At 30.7% G+C, this 18,215-nt stretch carries 14 protein-coding genes and 2 pseudogenes; 10 read left to right on the forward strand and 6 right to left on the reverse strand.

Annotated elements, in window-relative coordinates; translation table 11 throughout:
• The first annotated feature begins 4 nt into the window (after positions 1-4).
• From AJ930_RS05085 to AJ930_RS05105, 6 genes and pseudogenes are all read left to right on the forward strand, one after another.
• Complete coding sequence (locus AJ930_RS05085; protein WP_002871326.1) at positions 5-1,429, forward strand: anaerobic C4-dicarboxylate transporter; 1,425 nt, start codon at positions 5-7, stop codon at positions 1,427-1,429.
• Between the two features lie 141 nt (positions 1,430-1,570).
• Positions 1,571-1,758: pseudogene (gene kdpF, locus AJ930_RS10005) on the forward strand (K(+)-transporting ATPase subunit F).
• A gap of 9 nt (positions 1,759-1,767) precedes the next feature.
• Complete coding sequence (gene kdpA, locus AJ930_RS05090; RefSeq protein ID WP_070274949.1) at positions 1,768-3,459, forward strand: potassium-transporting ATPase subunit KdpA; 1,692 nt, start codon at positions 1,768-1,770, stop codon at positions 3,457-3,459.
• A 9-nt stretch (positions 3,460-3,468) separates the two neighbouring features.
• Positions 3,469-5,514 (forward strand): potassium-transporting ATPase subunit KdpB, encoded by a 2,046-nt coding sequence (gene kdpB, locus AJ930_RS05095; RefSeq protein ID WP_070274950.1) that lies wholly within the window; start codon positions 3,469-3,471, stop codon positions 5,512-5,514.
• Between the two features lies 1 nt (position 5,515).
• Positions 5,516-6,124: a potassium-transporting ATPase subunit KdpC gene (kdpC, locus tag AJ930_RS05100; protein WP_002861367.1), complete on the forward strand. Its 609-nt coding sequence runs from the start codon at positions 5,516-5,518 to the stop codon at positions 6,122-6,124.
• Positions 6,125-6,126: 2 nt separating this feature from the next.
• On the forward strand, positions 6,127-8,058 hold the full coding sequence (locus AJ930_RS05105) for a sensor histidine kinase (RefSeq protein ID WP_002871322.1): 1,932 nt from the start codon (positions 6,127-6,129) through the stop codon (positions 8,056-8,058).
• On the opposite strand, the gene uvrB is transcribed toward AJ930_RS05105, so the two are convergent.
• The gene (gene uvrB / locus AJ930_RS05110) at positions 8,053-10,026 is read right to left on the reverse strand and encodes an excinuclease ABC subunit UvrB (protein ID WP_070274951.1); all 1,974 of its coding nucleotides are present in this window, start codon (positions 10,024-10,026) and stop codon (positions 8,053-8,055) included. The two genes, AJ930_RS05105 and uvrB, sit on opposite strands and share 6 nt — an antisense overlap.
• A gap of 153 nt (positions 10,027-10,179) precedes the next feature.
• Between uvrB and AJ930_RS05115 the strand changes: the two genes are divergently transcribed.
• Genes AJ930_RS05115 through AJ930_RS05130 form a run of 4 tightly spaced genes read left to right on the forward strand, consistent with a single transcriptional unit; the run spans position 10,180 to position 12,911 of the window.
• On the forward strand, positions 10,180-10,410 hold the full coding sequence (locus AJ930_RS05115) for a hypothetical protein (RefSeq protein ID WP_002852327.1): 231 nt from the start codon (positions 10,180-10,182) through the stop codon (positions 10,408-10,410).
• On the forward strand, positions 10,400-10,642 hold the full coding sequence (locus AJ930_RS05120; RefSeq protein WP_002854947.1) for a hypothetical protein: 243 nt from the start codon (positions 10,400-10,402) through the stop codon (positions 10,640-10,642). The genes AJ930_RS05115 and AJ930_RS05120 overlap by 11 nt, the downstream gene beginning before the upstream one ends.
• Positions 10,639-11,076 carry a prepilin-type N-terminal cleavage/methylation domain-containing protein gene (locus AJ930_RS05125; protein ID WP_052859007.1) on the forward strand — a complete coding sequence of 146 codons (438 nt, stop codon included), beginning with the start codon at positions 10,639-10,641 and terminating at the stop codon, positions 11,074-11,076. Before AJ930_RS05120 ends, AJ930_RS05125 begins: the two co-directional genes overlap by 4 nt.
• Complete coding sequence (locus AJ930_RS05130; RefSeq protein WP_083263156.1) at positions 11,058-12,911, forward strand: primosomal protein N'; 1,854 nt, start codon at positions 11,058-11,060, stop codon at positions 12,909-12,911. The genes AJ930_RS05125 and AJ930_RS05130 overlap by 19 nt, the downstream gene beginning before the upstream one ends.
• Here AJ930_RS05130 and AJ930_RS05135 read toward each other — a convergent pair.
• From AJ930_RS05135 to AJ930_RS05155, 5 genes and pseudogenes are all read right to left on the reverse strand, one after another.
• Positions 12,904-13,662, reverse strand: a complete 759-nt coding sequence (locus tag AJ930_RS05135; RefSeq protein WP_070274952.1) for a CTP:phosphoglutamine cytidylyltransferase — start codon at positions 13,660-13,662, stop codon at positions 12,904-12,906. The two genes, AJ930_RS05130 and AJ930_RS05135, sit on opposite strands and share 8 nt — an antisense overlap.
• Before the next feature lies 1 nt (position 13,663).
• Positions 13,664-14,266, reverse strand: coding sequence for a gamma-glutamyl-CDP-amidate hydrolase (locus AJ930_RS05140; RefSeq protein ID WP_070274696.1), 603 nt, complete (start codon positions 14,264-14,266; stop codon positions 13,664-13,666).
• Positions 14,257-16,596, reverse strand: coding sequence for a PEP-utilizing enzyme (locus tag AJ930_RS05145; protein WP_070274695.1), 2,340 nt, complete (start codon positions 16,594-16,596; stop codon positions 14,257-14,259). The genes AJ930_RS05140 and AJ930_RS05145 overlap by 10 nt, the downstream gene beginning before the upstream one ends.
• Before the next feature lie 14 nt (positions 16,597-16,610).
• The gene (locus tag AJ930_RS05150) at positions 16,611-17,372 is read right to left on the reverse strand and encodes a class I SAM-dependent methyltransferase (RefSeq protein ID WP_002936407.1); all 762 of its coding nucleotides are present in this window, start codon (positions 17,370-17,372) and stop codon (positions 16,611-16,613) included.
• A gap of 14 nt (positions 17,373-17,386) precedes the next feature.
• Positions 17,387-18,197: pseudogene (locus AJ930_RS05155) on the reverse strand (class I SAM-dependent methyltransferase).
• Positions 18,198-18,215: the final 18 nt, after the last annotated feature.

Consider the following 18,215-nt stretch of genomic DNA (forward strand, 5'->3'; position numbering starts at 1 on the left):
TAAAATGGACTTTTTAACAAGCCTTAGTGAGGGAGGGCAATTTGCAGTCCAAATCATTATCGTTTTAATTTGTCTTTTTTACGGTGCAAAAAAAGGCGGTATAGCGCTTGGTTTGCTTGGTGGTATAGGTATTTTAATGCTTGTATTTGCTTTTCATATAAAGCCTGGAAAACCAGCTATAGATGTTATGCTTACAATTTTAGCGGTGGTGGTTGCGAGTGCAACTTTGCAAGCGAGTGGTGGTTTAGATGTTATGCTTCAAATAGCAGAAAGAATTTTAAGACGCAATCCTAAGTTTTTAACAATACTAGCACCTTTTGTAACCTGCTTTTTGACTATACTTTGTGGAACAGGACATGTGGTTTATACTATTATGCCTATTATTTATGATATAGCGATTAAAAATGGTATTCGCCCTGAGCGTCCAATGGCAGCAGCTTCTATATCATCACAAATGGGTATTATTGCATCTCCTGTATCTGTGGCTGTTGTGAGTTTGACTGCTTTGCTTTTAAATGCTAATCATAAATTAGCAGGTTTTGATGGTTATATCAATCTTCTTCAAATTACTATACCTAGTACATTATTTGGTGTATTGTGTATAGGAATTTTTTCTTGGTTTAGAGGAAAAGATTTGGATAAAGATGAAGTATTTCAAGAAAAACTTAAAGATCCTGAATTTAAAAAATATGTTTATGGGGATTCTAAAACACTTTTAGGTGTTAAACTTCCAAAAAGCAATTGGGTTGCAATGTGGATTTTCTTAGGAGCTATTGCTTTAGTAGCTTTATTGGGTGTATTTGATTTTTTGCGTCCAAACTGGGGACAAGTTGTAAAAAATGGCATTCCTCAAGTAGATGCTTTAGGTAACCCTAAAATGGATGTTTTATCCATGGTTTCAGTTATTCAGATGTTTATGCTTTTAGCAGGTTCTTTGATTATCATCTTTACTAAAACAGATGCAAAGAAAATCGGCTCTAATGAAATTTTTAAATCAGGTATGATAGCGCTTGTTGCGGTTTTTGGAATTTCTTGGATGGCTGATACTATGTTTGCAGTTCACACTCCTATGATGAAAGCAGCACTTGGAGATATAGTAAAAGAGCATCCTTGGACTTATGCTGTAATGCTTCTTTTAATTTCAAAATTTGTAAACTCTCAAGCAGCAGCTATTTCGGCTTTTGTTCCTTTGGCTTTAGGAATTGGTGTTGAACCTGGTGTAATTGTTGCCTTTGCGGCTGCTTGTTATGGGTATTATATTTTACCAACCTATCCAAGCGATTTAGCTACTATACAATTTGATAGATCAGGTACTACTCACATTGGTAAATTTGTTATCAATCATAGTTTTATTTTACCAGGTCTTATAGGTGTAATCACTTCTTGTATAGCAGGATATTTTATCGCTATGGCAGCGGGTTATCTTTAACAATTTTTAGCAGGATTTTTCCTGCTAAATTTTTCATTTGTCTTTTTATTTAATATAGATAAAAATTATAAATAAATCATAAAATTAGTATTAATCAAAATATAAGCTTAACAAGGATAGAATAAATCCTATTTTGAATCAATGAGAAAGGGCTATCCTATGGATGTTATCTTTGCTTTGCTTCTGCTTTTAGCTTTTGGTAGTTTATGGTTTTTTATCCGTTTTTGTGAAATTCAAACTAGGACACGCGGATGATATTTTTACTAGTTTTAAGCTTAATACTTGCTCTTTATTTATTTTATGCTCTATTATATCCTGAAAAATTTTAAAGGAAAAATATGCTAGAAATTTTAATAACACTGATTATAGCTTTTATATTGGCTTTAATTTTTGGAAATTATCTTTATAAAATTGCAAGCTGTAAAAAAACTATTTTTGATTTTATTTTTAATCCAATTGATAATTTAATTTATAAAATTTGTGCAATTGATAGAAAAAATATGACTTGGCAAAAATATTCTTTGCATTTAATTGCTTTTAATGCCTTAGTGGCTATTTTTTCTTTCGTGATTTTTTATTTGCAAGATAAACTTTTTTTAAATCCCAATTCGATAAATTCTATGAAAGGGGATTTGAATTTAAATACTGTAATTAGTTTTATTACAAATACAAACCTTCAGCATTATAGTGGAGAGAGTGCTTTAAGTTTGCTTTCGCAAAATACAGGCATTTTACTTGCTATGTTTGTTTCAAGTGCAAGTGGATATTCTGCTTGTATGGCTTTTTGTCGTGCTTTATGTGGCATGCAAATGGGAAATTTTTATGAAGATTTTACGCGTATTATTACGCGTTTGATGTTGCCTTTAAGTTTTATTTTGGCTGTAATTTTTATCTCTGAAGGCGTAGTGCAAAACTATCACGCAAATTTTAGCGTGCTTACTTTAGAAAATAAATTTCAAAGTATTGCCACAGGTCCTGTTGCAGCTCTTGAGTCTATAAAACATTTAGGGACAAATGGGGGTGGTTTTTTTGGTGCTAATTCAAGTATGCCTTTTGAAAATTCTACTTCACTTACAAATTTTTTACAAATTTTATCTATGATGCTTATTCCTAGCGCCTGTGTTGTAGCTTTTGGATTGATGGTTTATCATAGAAAAGAAAGACAAGGTTTTGCTCTTATGGGAAAAGAAGGGGGAGTTATTTTTGGTGCAATGGGGATTATTTTTATCATTTCTTTGCTTTTAATTTATTTTAGCGAAAAAATGTCAAATCCAAATTTGGATTCTTTTGGTTTAAATGCAAATTTGGGAAATTTAGAAGGTAAAGAAATAAGATTTGGCACAGATGGTTCGAGTTTATTTAGTGCTGTAACTACTGCTTTTACTACAGGAAGCGTCAATAATATGCACGATAGTTTAAATCCTTTAAGCATCAGTGCTACTTTGTTAAATATGATGTTAAATGTAGCTTTTGGTGGCGAAGGAGTAGGGCTTATGAATATGATTATTTATGTGCTTTTAACCGTGTTTATTTGTGCATTAATGATAGGCAGAACTCCAGAATTCTTGGGTAAAAAAATAGAAAGCGCACAAATGAAGCTTATAGCTTTGGTAATTCTTATCCATCCTTTATTAATCCTTGTTTTAAGTGCATTAGCTGTTGTTTTTGCAAAAGATAGTATAAGCAATCCTAGCTTTCATGGCTTGGCTCAAATTTTGTATGAATTTAGTTCTTCGGCAGCAAATAATGGTTCAGGACTTGAAGGTTTAAAAGATGATAATTTATTTTGGAATTTAAGTACAGCTTTTGCTATGTTTTGTGGGCGTTATTTGGTTTTAATAGCTCAGCTTGCTATAGCTGGATCGCTTTTGGCTAAAAATACACAAGAAAATACTGCAAATTCTTTAAAAACGGATAATTTAACTTTTATGTTTGTGCTTGTTTGTATTATATATATTTTTGCTGCACTTACTTTTTTTCCAGTGCTTACTTTATCAAGCGTTGCAGAATATTTATCTTTATGGCATTAAGGAGAGTCAATGTCTAAAAAACAAAATAAACTCATTACAAAAGAAATTTTAAATAATGCCATAAAAGGAGCATTTTTAAAATTTGATCCACGTTTTATGATAAAAAATCCTGTTATGTTTATGGTGGAAGTTGGATTGATTCTTACTTTGATTTTAAGTATTTTTCCTACTTTGTTTAATGGAAATTCTGATGAAAGAATTTATAACATCTTAATCACTTTTATTTTATTTGTAACCTTGCTTTTTGCAAATTTTGCAGAAAGTATTGCAGAAGGAAGGGGTAAAGCCCAAGCAGCTACCTTAAGACAAAGTAAAAAGGATTCTAAAGCTAGACGCATAAAAAGTGATGGCAGTGAAGAAATGCTTAATTCTAGCGAGTTAAAAATAGGTGATATAGTTTTAGTTAAAGCAGGTGAACTTATACCTAATGATGGAGAAATTATAGAAGGTGCTGCAAGTGTTGATGAATCAGCTATTACAGGTGAAAGTGCTCCTGTTATGCGTGAAGCGGGCGGTGATTTTTCTTCTGTTACAGGTGGGACTACGGTTTTAACTGATTTTTTAAAGATTAAAATTTTAGTTGGAGCTGGGGAAAGTTTTTTAGATAAAATGATCAATCTTGTAGAAGGTGCTGCGCGTCAAAAAACTCCAAATGAAATTGCTCTTAATACTCTTTTAATTGTGCTTAGTTTGAGTTTTCTAGTAGTGGTTGTAAGTTTATATCCTTTTATGCAATTTTTAGGCGTGAGCTTGCCTATTTCGTGGTTAGTAGCATTGCTTGTATGTCTTATTCCTACAACTATAGGGGGGCTTTTATCAGCTATAGGAATAGCAGGTATGGACAGGGTAACGCGTTTTAATGTGATCGCACTTTCAGGCAAGGCTGTTGAAAGTTGTGGTGATGTTGATACTATGATTTTGGATAAAACAGGAACGATTACTTTTGGAAACCGTTTGGCAAATGAATTTTATGAAGTTCAAGGTATAAGCAAAGACGAAATGATTAAAGCTTGTGTTTTATCCTCTTTAAAAGATGAAACTCCAGAAGGCAAAAGCATAGTTGCATTGGCTCAAAAAATGGGTTATGAATTAAAAGGTAATGATATTAAAGAATTTATCGAATTTAGCGCTCAAAATAGAATGAGTGGTGTGGATTTGCAAGATAATACAAAAATTCGCAAAGGTGCTTTCGATGCTATAAGAGCTTATATAAGCGAAATGAATGGAAAAATTCCTAGCGATTTAGAAACTAAGGTAATGGAAATTTCAAATCTTGGTGGCACTCCTTTGGTAGTGTGTAAAAATGAAAAAATTTTAGGAGTGATTTATTTAAAGGATACAGTAAAACCAGGACTTAAAGAGCGCTTTGATGAGCTTAGAAAAATGGGCATAAAAACTTTAATGTGTACTGGAGACAATCCTTTAACAGCAGCTACTATAGCCAAAGAAGCAGGGCTTGATGGATTTATAGCAGAATGCAAGCCTGAAGATAAAATAGAAGCCATTAAAAAAGAACAAGCCCAAGGTAAGATAGTAGCCATGACAGGAGATGGAACCAATGATGCTCCAGCTCTTGCACAAGCTGATGTAGGTATAGCTATGAACTCAGGAACTCAAGCAGCCAAAGAAGCAGCCAATATGATAGATCTTGATTCTAATCCTACTAAAATTTTAGAAGTGGTTGAAATAGGAAAAGGTTTGCTTATTACTAGAGGCAGTCTTACAACTTTTAGTATGGCAAATGATATTGCTAAGTATTTTGCTATTTTACCTGCTATGTTTAGTGTGGTTTTACCTCAAATGCAAATTTTAAATATTATGCATTTGGCTACCCCGCAAAGTGCTATTTTATCAGCACTTATTTTTAATGCTATTATTATACCTTTGCTCATACCTATTGCTATGCGTGGAGTTAAATTTAAGCCTATGAAAAGTGAGTATTTGCTTTTAAGAAATTTGAGTATTTATGGTTTAGGTGGTATGATAGCACCTTTTATAGGGATAAAAATAATTGATATTCCTACAGCTTGGATACTTAGAATTTTAGGAGTGTGATATGCTTAGAACTTTGCTTAGTTTTTTTGTGGTAATGCTAATATTGTGTACTCTTATTTATCCTTTTGCTTTAAATACAGTTGCAAAATTTATTTTTCCTTATCAATCAAGTGGAAGTTTAGTGGATAAAGAAGGTCGTCCGACTTTGGATATAAGCAAAGCGGTAGGTTCAAAGCTTTTGGGTCAAGATTTTAATAAGCCTTATTTTCTACATTCAAGAACATCTGTGTCAAATTACAATACAAGTGATACAAATGAAAGCAGTGTAAGTTCAGGTGGATTTAATTATGCTATGTCAAATCCTGCTTTGAAAGAGCGTGTGCAAAAAGATTTGCAAAAATTTTTAGATGAAAATCCGCAAATTACAAAAGAACAAATTCCTTTGGATTTGTTAAGCGCTTCAGGATCAGGTCTTGATCCTCATATCAGTCTTCAAGCAGCCCTAGTGCAAATTCCTAGGATAAGTCAATCTTCAAAAATCACCAAAGAAGAATTAGAAAAAATCATTCAAGAAAATACAGAGTCTAAATTTTTAGGGATTTTTGGGGAAGAAAAAGTTAATGTTTTAGCCGTTAATATAGCTATTGCTAAAGCCATGAAAAAAGAATAAACATGCAAAGACAAAGTCCTGAACAAATTCTTAAAAAACTTGAGGTTAAAGCCAAGGAAGAAGAAAAAAACAAACTTGCAAAATTAAAAATCTTCTTAGGTTATGCTGCAGGTTCTGGAAAAACTTATGCTATGTTAAGTGAAGCTAGAACTTTAAGGGATAATGGAGTTGATGTTGTTTTAGGCTATATAGAGCCTCACGATAGACCTGAAACAATGGCTTTAACACAAGGTTTTGAAAGTATAGCTAATCTTGAAATTCCTTATAAAAATATAGTATTAAAAGAATTTGATTTAGACGCTACCCTTAAGAGAAAACCTGCTTTGGTTTTAGTAGATGAGCTTGCACACACTAATGCTAAAGGTTTGCGTAATGAAAAGCGTTTTCAAGATATAGAAGAACTTCTAAAAGCAGGTATTGATGTTTATACTACTTTAAATATACAACATTTAGAAAGTTTAAATGATTTAGTCGCTAATATCAGTAAGATAGAAGTTAAAGAGCGTATTCCTGATCGTATTTTTGATGATGCTGATCAGGTTGAACTTGTTGATATTGAACCCAATAAGCTTTTAAAAAGAATGCAAGATGGCAAAATTTATAAGGAAAAACAAGCTAAACTAGCACTTGAAAATTTCTTTCGCCAAGAAAGACTTATAGCTTTGCGTGAGATTGCCTTAAGAAGACTTGCTTCAAGAGTGAATTTAAGAGCAAGTGAACAAAGGCTTATTAATGATGATTTAGCTTATCATACTGGAGAGCATATTTTAGTTTGTATTAATGCTTCAAATGCAAAGGTTATTCGTGCAGCTGCAAGACTTGCTTTAGCTTTTCATGCTAAATTGAGTGCGCTTTATATAAAAAATCCCAATATTAAAGAAGAAAAAGCCTTAGAAGAAAATATAGAACTAGCTAAAAGTTTTGATGCTGAAATCATTAGCGTATATGATGATGATATAGCAAGACAAATTGCAGAGTATTCAAGCCTTAGCAATGTTTCTAAAATTGTTTTAGGTAAAAATAAAGATAAAAAAAAGTTTAAAGAAGAGATTTTTGAAGCCGTTGCTAAAAAAGCACCCAATATTGATTTATATCTTGTTAATGAAAATCAAATTTCTACTCCTAAAATACGAAGTAAAAAAGGTTTTGATTTTTTAGGTTTTTTAAAAATCACAGGAGTTTTGCTTTTAGCAACTTTTATAGCTTTTGTATTTCATAAATTTAATACTCAGCCAAGTAATATAGTTATGATTTTTATTTTAGCAGTTTTTGCTTCTTCTTTTATTTCTGATAATAAAATTTTCGCCTTTTATTCTTCTTTGGTAAGTGTCTTGATTTATAATTTTTTCTTTTTAGAACCTATTTTTAGTCTTAAAGTTCATGATAGTGGAAATATTATTACTTTTACAACTATGTTTATAGTTGGATTTTTAACAGCTGTTTTTACTAGAAGATTAAAATTGCAATCTAAAGAACTCACTAAAAGAGCTTATAGAACAGCTATTTTGCTTGAAAATAGTGAAAAGTTAGCAAGAGTAAAAAGCAAACAAGAGCTTTGGGAACAACTTGGAAATCAAGCTTTAAAATTATTAAATTTACCTATTATTATTTATCCTATAAATAAAAACAATATTTTATCGAAACCTTTGTTGTTTTTTAACGATGATAAGCAAATGTTAAAAAATTGTTTTAGTGCTGATGAGATTGCTATTGCTCAATGGGTTGCAACAAATAAAGAAAGAGCAGGTGTTTGCACAAATACCCTGCCTAATGCCAATGCTATGTATTTACCTATAGAAGATGGAGAAAAAACTAAAGGGGTCATAGGTATAGTTTTAAAAGAAAAACGTCCCTTACAAGACTTTCAGTATGAAATTTTAAGTGCTTTACTTAATGAGGCAGGAGTTAGAACAAGGGATATATTTTTATTATAAATCCCTTAATTTATTAATCTCATCTCTAATAGCAGCAGCTTTTTCAAACTCAAGTGCTTTTGCTGCTTCAAGCATTTGCTTTCTTAATTCTTTGACAAGTTTTGCTCTTTCGCTAGCAGGCATTTTTTCTAGTTTTTTACCTTTGCGATAAATTTCGCCTAAATCCTCTTCATTTTTCAAGCTTTCTTCAATATGGCGTTTGACTGAAGCTGGCGTGATATTATATTTTTTATTATAAGCCATTTGAAGTTTGCGACGTTCATTGGTGGTATCCATAGCTTCTTGCATGGATTTTGTAATCTTTTTGCAAAAAAGCAAAACCTTACCATTAACATTTCTAGCTGCTCTTCCCATGGTTTGGATTAAACTTGTTGTACTTCTTAAAAAGCCTTCCTTATCTGCATCCATAATGGCAATGAGTGAAACTTCAGGTAGGTCTAGTCCTTCTCTAAGTAAGTTAATGCCAATTAGCATATCAAAAGCACCGCTTCTTAAACCTCTTATGATTTCATTGCGTTCTATAGCATCGATGTCTGAGTGCATGTATTTGACTTTTATACCAAGCTCTAAATAATACCTTGTAAGTTCTTCAGCGAGTTTTTTAGTCAGCACGGTTACTAAAACTCGTTCGTTCCTTTGTATGACTTTTTTAGCCTCATCAAATAAAATTTCAACCTGATTATCACTATCTTTTAACTCTATCAAAGGATCAAGCAGTCCTGTAGGACGCATGATTTGATGAAAGATGTTTTCTTTGCTAAGTTCAAGTTCTAAAGGTGCGGGTGTAGCTGAAACAAAAAGAAATTGACAATTTTTATGGATAAATTCATCAAACATTAAAGGACGGTTATCCAAGGCTGAAGGCAAACGAAAACCATAATCTACCAAGGTTTGCTTTCTGCTTCTATCTCCTGAAAACATACCTCTAAATTGTGGTAAAGATACATGGCTTTCATCAATTATAACAAGAAATTTTCTATCTTTAATCGCAAAATAATCAAAAAGCGTATAAGGAGTATCACCTTCTTTAAGTCCTGTTAAATGCCTTGCATAATTTTCAACGCCTTTACACATTCCTGTGCTTGTAAGCATTTCAAGATCAAATTCAACCCTTTGTTTAAGGCGTTGATATTCTACGAGTTTATTTTCATGTTCAAAATAAGCAAGGCGTTCGTTAAGTTCTGTTTTTATGTCTTTTATTGCTTGTTTTAATCTTGTTTCGCCCACGCTAAACTGGCTTGTAGGATAGAGTATGAAGCGTTTTAAATCTTTGCCTTTTTTATTTTCTAAAACATTGTAATGATACATAGCATCAAGCTCATCGCCAAAAAATTCAAGTCTTACTACTTCATCTTCATAATAAGCTGGATAAATGTCTATAATATCTCCTTGAACTCTAAAATCTGCACGATCAAAAAAATTATCATTTCTTTTATAACCCATATCTACAAGTTTTTTTAAAAGTTCTTTTTGTGAAATTTGCATACCTAGTTCAAAGATTAAAACCATGCCTATGTATTCATTTGGATTACCAAGTCCATAATTTGCCGAAACACTAGCTATGCAAACTACATCTTCATAACTTAAAAGAGAAGCAGTAGCGCTCAGTCTTAAACGCTCTAAGTCTTCATTGGTTGAGCTGTCTTTTTCTATGAAAACATCAGTGCGTGGGATATAGGCTTCAGGTTGATAATAATCATAATAAGATATAAAATATTCCACATGATTTTTAGAAAAAAAGCCTTTAAATTCGCTATAAAGTTGTGCACAAAGGCTTTTGTTGTGACTCATGATAAGAGTAGGTATATTAAGTTCTTTAATGATATTTGCCATGGTAAAGGTTTTTCCACTTCCTGTAACTCCTAGTAAGGTTTGATATTTGTTGCCTTTTTTTATACTTTTTACTATGCCTTTTATGGCTTCTTGTTGATCAGGACTGGGTTTAAATTCGCTGGTAAGTTCTAACATTTTTCTACTTTATTTTTATTTTTGAAAAAATTTTAAAAGAAAATGCTTTAATTAAAAATTAATTGACAATAAAAACCTAAATTTAAATTTTTTTCTGCTACAATATCAAATAATATTTTCCATAAATTACAAATTTCTTAAGAAGGCAAAAATATGTTTGATGAAAAAATAATCAATACTATGACAGATAAAGTAAATGAATTAATTGAAAAGTATAACGAAGTTTGCGAAGCCAATGAGGCTTTAAGAAATGAGCTTGTAAGCGTTAAAGCACAAAATGAAGCAAAAAGTAATCAAATCATGCGTTTAGAAGAAGAACTTAAATCTCGCAATATAGAAAGCGAAGATATTTATAAGAAAATAGAGGCTGTTCTTGGCAGATAATCTAAAACAAGTCATTGTTAATGTTAATGCAAAAGATTTCATTGTTAAGTGTAGTGAAGAATTTGCAAATTTTTTAGAAGATGATATCGCTTTGATTTCTGGCGGTACTAAAAAAATAGAACTTAAACGCTTTGTAGATGCGTTTGTTAAAAAAAGTTATGAAAATTATATTTTAGAAAGAGAACTTAAGAAACTAATAAAAGCAATCAATGAAGAACTCCCGACAAAATGAATAAAGCTTTTACTCTGCTTGAGCTTGTTTTTGTGATTTTGATTTTGGGAATTTTATCAAGCTTATCTTTATCTTTTACCAATACTACAAAAGATGAGGTTAAAATTTTAAAATTAAAAATGGACTATGAAATGCTAAGCTCAGCTCTTGCTTTAATGCGTAGTCAAATGAGACTTAAAAATTTAAATTTTCCAGAAATTTTAGATAATGCGCAAAACAATCAAGCCAAAGAAAAACTCTTTTATTGTTTAAATGATTGTGATTATTCTTTGCTTGATACACCTATTTACTCTGATTTTAAATCTTGGATAAAAATAGGTAAAAATCACTATAGATTTGCATTAAATGCCAAAGAGATGGTTGAATTTATTTATGATTCTAAAGAAGGTTTGTTAAAGTGTATAGGAAGTTCTAGATGCAAAGATCTGATATAAGATATTATGAACTTGCAATTTGTGGTTTGTATTTGGATAATTTAACTTTTCATAGTTTTGATGAAATCAAACCTTTAACACAAGTATTAGTGGATTTAAAAACTAAAAAAAACCTTAAAGCCATCGTGCTTAAAGAATGTCAAAAACCTGATTTTAAAACCGTAGAAATTAAAGAAATTACAGGATATTTTCTAACTCCTTTGCAGTTTGAATTGGCAAATTTTATTGTTTATTATTATGCTTCAAAACTTGGTTTTGTTTTGGGATTTTTTGAAACTAGTCCTAAGTATGAATGTCAAAAAATGTTTTTTAAAGATACCCCTAAGCTAAGCAATCAACAACAAAATGCCTTAAGTTTTCTTCAAAAAGAAAATAATTCCTTGCTTTTTGCTGATACGGGTAGTGGCAAGACTGAAATTTATATTTCTTTGATAAAAGAGTGTTTAGAACAGGGTAAGCAAGCTTTGCTTTTGATGCCAGAAATCGCACTTACTCCACAAATGAAAAAGCGTTTGGAAGTGTATTTTAAGGATAATTTTTTCCTGTGGCATTCTAAAATTTCAAAGAAAAAAAAGCAAGAATATTTAGAGCGTTTTTGCAAGGGAGAAGTGCTTTTAGTAGCGGGTGCAAGATCGGCTTTGTTTTTGCCTTTTAGAAATTTAGGACTTATTGTAGTAGATGAAGAACATGATCATTCTTACAAGGCTTCTAATCAGCCTTTTATCAATGCAAGAGATTTAGCACTTTTTTTGGGTCAAAAAAATAATATTAAAGTGGTTTTAGGTTCTGCAACCCCATCTTTAACGAGTTTTTACAAACAAAAAAGTTTTAGACTAAAAGGAACTTTTTTTGAGAGTAAAAAGCATTTTTTATATGATGAAAATGAGCTTGGTATAACGCCTATGCTTTTAAGTGAATTAGAAAAAAGTTTAAAACATCAAAAACAAGCTATAGTGTTTTTACCTACAAGGGCTAATTTTAGGCAAATCATTTGCAAGGATTGTGGGGAAACGATAAAATGTCCTTTTTGTTCTATTGCTATGAGTATGCATAAAAAGAAAAATGTTTTAAAATGTCATTATTGTAATTATACTTCTTTAATAGAGCAAAATTGTCCAAGTTGCAAAGGAGAAATGTTAGAAGCTAGAAAAATGGGGACTGCTGAACTTTTAGAGCTTTTGCAAAATGCTTTGCCTTTAGCAAAAATAGCAAAATTTGATAGCGATGAAATCACAAGCGTTAAAAAGCTTAATACTATTTTAAAAGACTTTAATGAAAATAAGATCGATATACTTATTGGCACCTCTATGCTTGCTAAAGGGCATGATTATCATAGTGTGGATTTGAGTGTGATTTTAGGGCTTGATGAGTATTTGTTGCGTCCTAGTTTTAGAGCGAGTGAAGAAACTTTAGCTTTAGCTATGCAAGTTGCTGGTAGAGCAGGGCGTAAAGGCGAAGCAAGAGTACTTTTGCAAACAAAAAATAGAGCTTTTTTTGAAAGGTATATAGAGGATTATGATGCTTTTTTGAAAGATGAATTAGAAAATAGAAAAGATCTTTATCCTCCATTTAAACGCCTTTTAAGAGTTCTTATAGAAGATAAAGATCAGCAATCCTCGAAAAATCTTTGTGAAAAATTTGTTTCTCAATTTAGAAATATCAAACAGGTAGAATTGGTAGGCTATGGAATTTGTGGAGTTGAAATGCTACATGGAAAATATCGTTTTTATTTATTACTTAGAAGTGAAAATCATAAAGTTTTAGTGGCAATTGAAAATTATATTTTGCAATTTAAAAATGTAAGCGCGGATATTGACCCTATTGATTTTATATGAAATTAATTTTTAAATCACTCATAAAATCAATTTCACACCAATTGCCATCAATTTCCACTGCTTTTGCATTATTGTATTTTTCAATTAAAACCTGCAAAAAACTTGTCATATACATATTTTCAAAATTTTTATTATCATATAAAATATCTCGGTCGAGCATTTCATAAAAAGCAATAACTTCAGAAAGAAATTGATAAGAAAATTTAAAAAGTCCTATATATTGAGCTTCTATCTCATCATAGACATTAGCTTTTTTTCCAAGTTCTATAATATAACCATTTGCCATCTTTAATGTTTCAGCATCTTCTAAAGGATTTGCAAAGCGTTTGCTCCAAAGCTTACGCCAAGACTTATCAACCACTATAGCAAGTTCTTCTTTGGCATTTATAAGCTTTTGCACGCAATCTTGAAAATAAACAATATCCGCATAAGAAATAATCAAATCTTGTTTTTCTTCGATGCATTTTAACATAAAATCTTTAGCGCAAAAAAAAGTATGAACCATATTGGTTTTATCATATTTTGAATTAATAAAAAAATGCTCAATATCATATTTATTAAGATAATTTTTTAGCACATCGTTTAAATATCCACCCACAACAGCTATTTCGTTTATACCTGCTGATTTTAAAGCTTCGATTTCATAATCTATTATTTTTTTATTTTTATACTCAACCATACACTTTGGTTGATCTTTTGTTAAAGGCATCAGCCTTGATCCAAAACCTGCTGCTAAGATAATTGCATTCATATTATTCCTTGATTAAACTAAACCACTCTTTTAAAATTTGAATATTATTAAGTCCATTTTCTCTTTCAATATGCCACATTATACCAAAAATATTTTCATATTTATGTTTAAAAGCTTCTATAGTATTATCTTTTGCTAAGCAAAGTTCTACAAGATCTTCACCTAATTTTTCAATAGCAAAATTATGAAAAGAATTGCTTATAAATTTTTCTTTTGAGAAAAATATTTTATGTTTGCCTATATGATTTTCACAAGGACTTATATGGCTGTTAAAATAATGAGCTATCATCTGAGCTCCTCTGCAAATTCCTAAAAGTGGTATTTTTTCTTTTAAACAAATTTCTATAACTTGCTTTTCGTATAAATCTCTCTTTTTAGATAAAACATTAGGACTATAAAAGCTTAAATCATTGCCACCGCTTAATATCACAGCTTTTACTAGATGTTTATAATGAGAAAAATCTATTTCATAGCTAAGAGGAAGAGGAGTAAAATTTTTAAATAAATCTTTATTAAATAATTTTCCCCAATCCAAAGCCAAACATTCTCTTTCTTCATGATAACTTTCGTTGCAAATAAGTCTTTGAGTAATACCTATAAACAAAATATTTGCTCACTTTCACATTCTATATTTATTTTTTTAGCTTTTAAATATTTTTCAAAATTTTCTTCTCCAACTCCTATAACAGCAGGCATTCCAAGTTCTGAGGCACGAATGGCCATATGTGAATTAGCACCCCCATAACATGTAATAAGTCCTGCTATATTTTTTGTAAATAAATAATCATATCCAGGATCTGCTGCATAAATTAAAACAATCTTTCCTTCTAAATCTTTATCATTTTCCTTCGCCGTAAATGCAGTAATGCTCTTTTGTGTAATAAAATTTGGAATAATACTATGATTATAAAAAGAAAAAATTTCATCGGCATTGCAAAGCAAAGAAGGAAGTTTTATAGCTTGTGTAAGTTCATATTCTTTTTTATTGCGATTAATTTCTTCTACAAACTGCTCTTTTGGATTTATAGAATAAAGACTAGAATAAAGATTTAAAATGCTTTTTATATCAAGATGAGCCAAATCTTCTTTTTCAATGCCATAATATTTGCCTAATTCTTCTATATAAACTATAGCTTTAGAAAGCAATCTAGTGAATTCAAATTTAACGAGCTCTCTACCCTCGATAGCCTGCTTTAAAAAATCAAAAAATTCACAAGCATTAATCTCTAATCCATGCTCTCTAAGTAAAGCATTTAAAGCTTTTGTCTTTTCTTTTGAAAAAACAAAAACTTTATCTTGTAAATAAACTTTACTATCTTTTTGATCCACATCAAAATAAAGTTCAAAATCTTCATCATATCTTGGAGATAAAATATTATAAGTTCCTGCTCTTAAGTGTCCAAAATCTTTCAAAAATTGATCTTTGTTGTGAAAATTAAGATGGTTTGTTTGTTTGCTTAAATTTTTACTCACTGTATTGAGTGAATTTAAAAAATCATCTTTTTCCTCTTTGGTTATAAAATCAATCTCAACTAAAGAATTTAAAAGTTGCATTGCTACAAATGCAGCCCTAGCCACCCCCGCAAAAGGCAAGGTTCCATAACGCTTGCATTCCTCAATAAGCCAATAAATTTTATCAATTAAAGAAAAATTAGAATTAATAATGCCATCATATCTTTCTTTTAGCTTGTATGCTTTTTGTATATCTTTTAAATAAAGCCCTGATCTAGAATTAATAATCTTATTTGTAAGTTCTAATAATGAAAATTCTAATCTTTTGATTTCATTTTCATTAAAACCATGATTTAAAAGTTCTTCTAATTTTTTAGAACTATTAAAATCATAGCAAGAATAAACAATATTAAATTCAATCTTATCGTGCAATTCATGATTTTTATTAAGCTTATCTAAGTAAAAATTGACAAGTTTTTGTGCGATATTTTCATCTAATTTTTTTGGTATAAAAGAATTAAAAGATAATCTTACATCCACATAAGGAATGCCTAAAAAAGAATGAATTAAAGGATGGGATCTTAAATCTCTATAGCCATAATTATCTCTTTGATACGCCCAGATATTATCCGTAATGATTTCTTTATATAAACTAAAAGCTAAACGCTTAGGCCTTAACCCTATGATTTCAGCTGGATTCCAATCAGGCATTATCCCAAAAATAGCTTTATCTCCCAAAACTCTAGATCTTGATTCTTTTAAAGACTCAAAACGTTTATAAAATCTATATAAAGCTTCTTTTGGTAAAGAATGAAATAAATTATTTTTTTCATGCATAACCAAAGGACGCACTTGCAAGCAAAAAAGTTCTTCCTTATCATCTTGAATAGCAAATGCAAATTCAACATCTAAAAAACAACAGTCATATAAAACTTCTAATTCTTTTATAAGTTCTATAATTTTTTGAAGTCTAATATCTTTAAATTCTAAATAATCTCTGTAATGATAGTAAGTTTTTGCACTCTTACTACTTCCATCTGTAATAGAGCTATTTGAACCATTTTCATCATATTGAAGACAAAAATAAGGGGAAAAATTATCCTTATCAACACTAAAACCAACTCCACAAAGAGTAATGTTTTCAAGCATAGGTTGAACTAAAATTTCATCGCTTTTTGATGGCATAGAATTGGCAACTTCATATAAAGCTTTTAATAACTCATCTTTAGAATCAGCTTTAATATTTGCCAAAGAAAGAAAAGCACCTGCATTGGAGTTTTTCATACTATCTTCACTTAAAGAAGAACTTCTTATAATGAGTCTATTAGCCTTTAAAGTTTGAATATTCCGTAAAACTTTATCTTCATTTGATATTAATTTTTCAAGCGAAGTTAAAACCAAAGGTAGAACTTTTGCTTTTTTTAATTTTGTTTGTAAATTTTTTAAATTTTGTGCTTTGGTTTTAAAATTTAACTCCGCCATATTTTTCCTTAGTTTTATATTTTTTTAGCACTCCAACAACGAGTGGTATATTTTATGCTAAATTCCTTAGGAAGTCTTTGTGAAATTTTATCACTAATTTTATTAAAAAGTTCATTTCCTTCATCAGTCTCCAAATCCCAATAAGGATTTTTAACACTTTTCCATGCATTAATATAATTTTCAATGCTTTGATGAAAATAAAAATCCTCTTCAATATAAACAATATTATCAAAAAGATCCTTTCGACTCTCTATAATTGGTCTTTGATCTTCTCTTCTTGTTCCCCTTGTATAATTTGGTACAAATTCTACAATAGTATCTTCAGCTATTTTTTGCACAGGATCGTTTAAATCCCTGTGATTCCACATACAAGAAAAATATCCCTCTGATTTTAATAAGCGATGTGCTTCCTCTAAGGCTTCATTTCTATCCATTACATTAAAACTGCTACCAAAAGTCACCCAATCAAATTCACTATTTTGGAGTGTTGAGTTTAAGCCTGTTGCTCTAACCCAGTCAATCTTCTCACCTTTAGTTCTTTCTATCCCGATCTCACGCATCGCATCATTTGGTTCTACAGATACTACCTTACATCCTCTTTCTAAAAGCATAATGCTTAAATTTCCAGTTCCTGCACCGATATCAGCCACTTTGATATCTTTTTTTCCAATAAGACTAATTAGCATATCTATAGTTTTTGGAGCATAATTTGGTCTATAGCTATAAAATTTAGCATGCTTGGTATAATCCCACACTTGTTCTACTAGTTTTTGCATTTTATTTCCTTTTTTCATTTTGACAAGCTTAATGAAAAAAAAGGAGGTATTTTATATGCTTTTCTAGCTGTCCATGCTCTTATTTTATAAGGAATCTCTATACTTTGCATATGAGAAATTTTAGCTTCTATCATCTCTAAAATTTCCTGCCATCTTTTTTCACCTGCTTGTGCTTGTATATCATTTACAGAATGCCAAGCTCCAAGATAACGCTCTTTATCCCAAAACTCTTTATAGTCACACTCCATAAAAAAGCAGTCTATGAAATCTCCTGTTGAAACAAGAATTTCTTCCCATTTTTTAACATTTTGTACCCCACTGCTTACACGAGCAAGCTCTGGAACAATATGTTTAATCTCCTTTTCGATCTCATCAAAAACCGAACCCTCTACAATGTGGCGAGGATTCCAAATCGCAGTGAAATACCCCCCCTGTCAATATACGATTAAATTCTGGGAGAGATTTTTTAGGATCTGTCCAATGAAAAGAACTAGCCATGATGACCCAATCAGCTTGATTATTGCTCATGCAGGTTTCTTCACCACTTCCTTTGTGCCAAGAAATATTTGATAAATTTTGTGTAAATTTTTGCCCTTCTTTACGCATATTATCATTTGGCTCCACAGCACTAATTTGGCATCCAAACATTTCTCCCAGCATCTTAGTAAGTTTTCCAGTTCCAGCTCCTACTTCAACAATATTTAAATCTTTTAAATTTTTATTTTTATCATTGATACAAGATACAAGTTTTTCAAGTAAAAATGGACTATAAGCAGGTCTATTATGATAATGCTTTGCAACCTCTGTAAAATCTCCTTGTTTCATATTGATTCCTTTCTCTAA

This window comes from Campylobacter sp. BCW_6871 (assembly GCF_001762325.1).
Classification (GTDB): domain Bacteria; phylum Campylobacterota; class Campylobacteria; order Campylobacterales; family Campylobacteraceae; genus Campylobacter_D; species Campylobacter_D jejuni.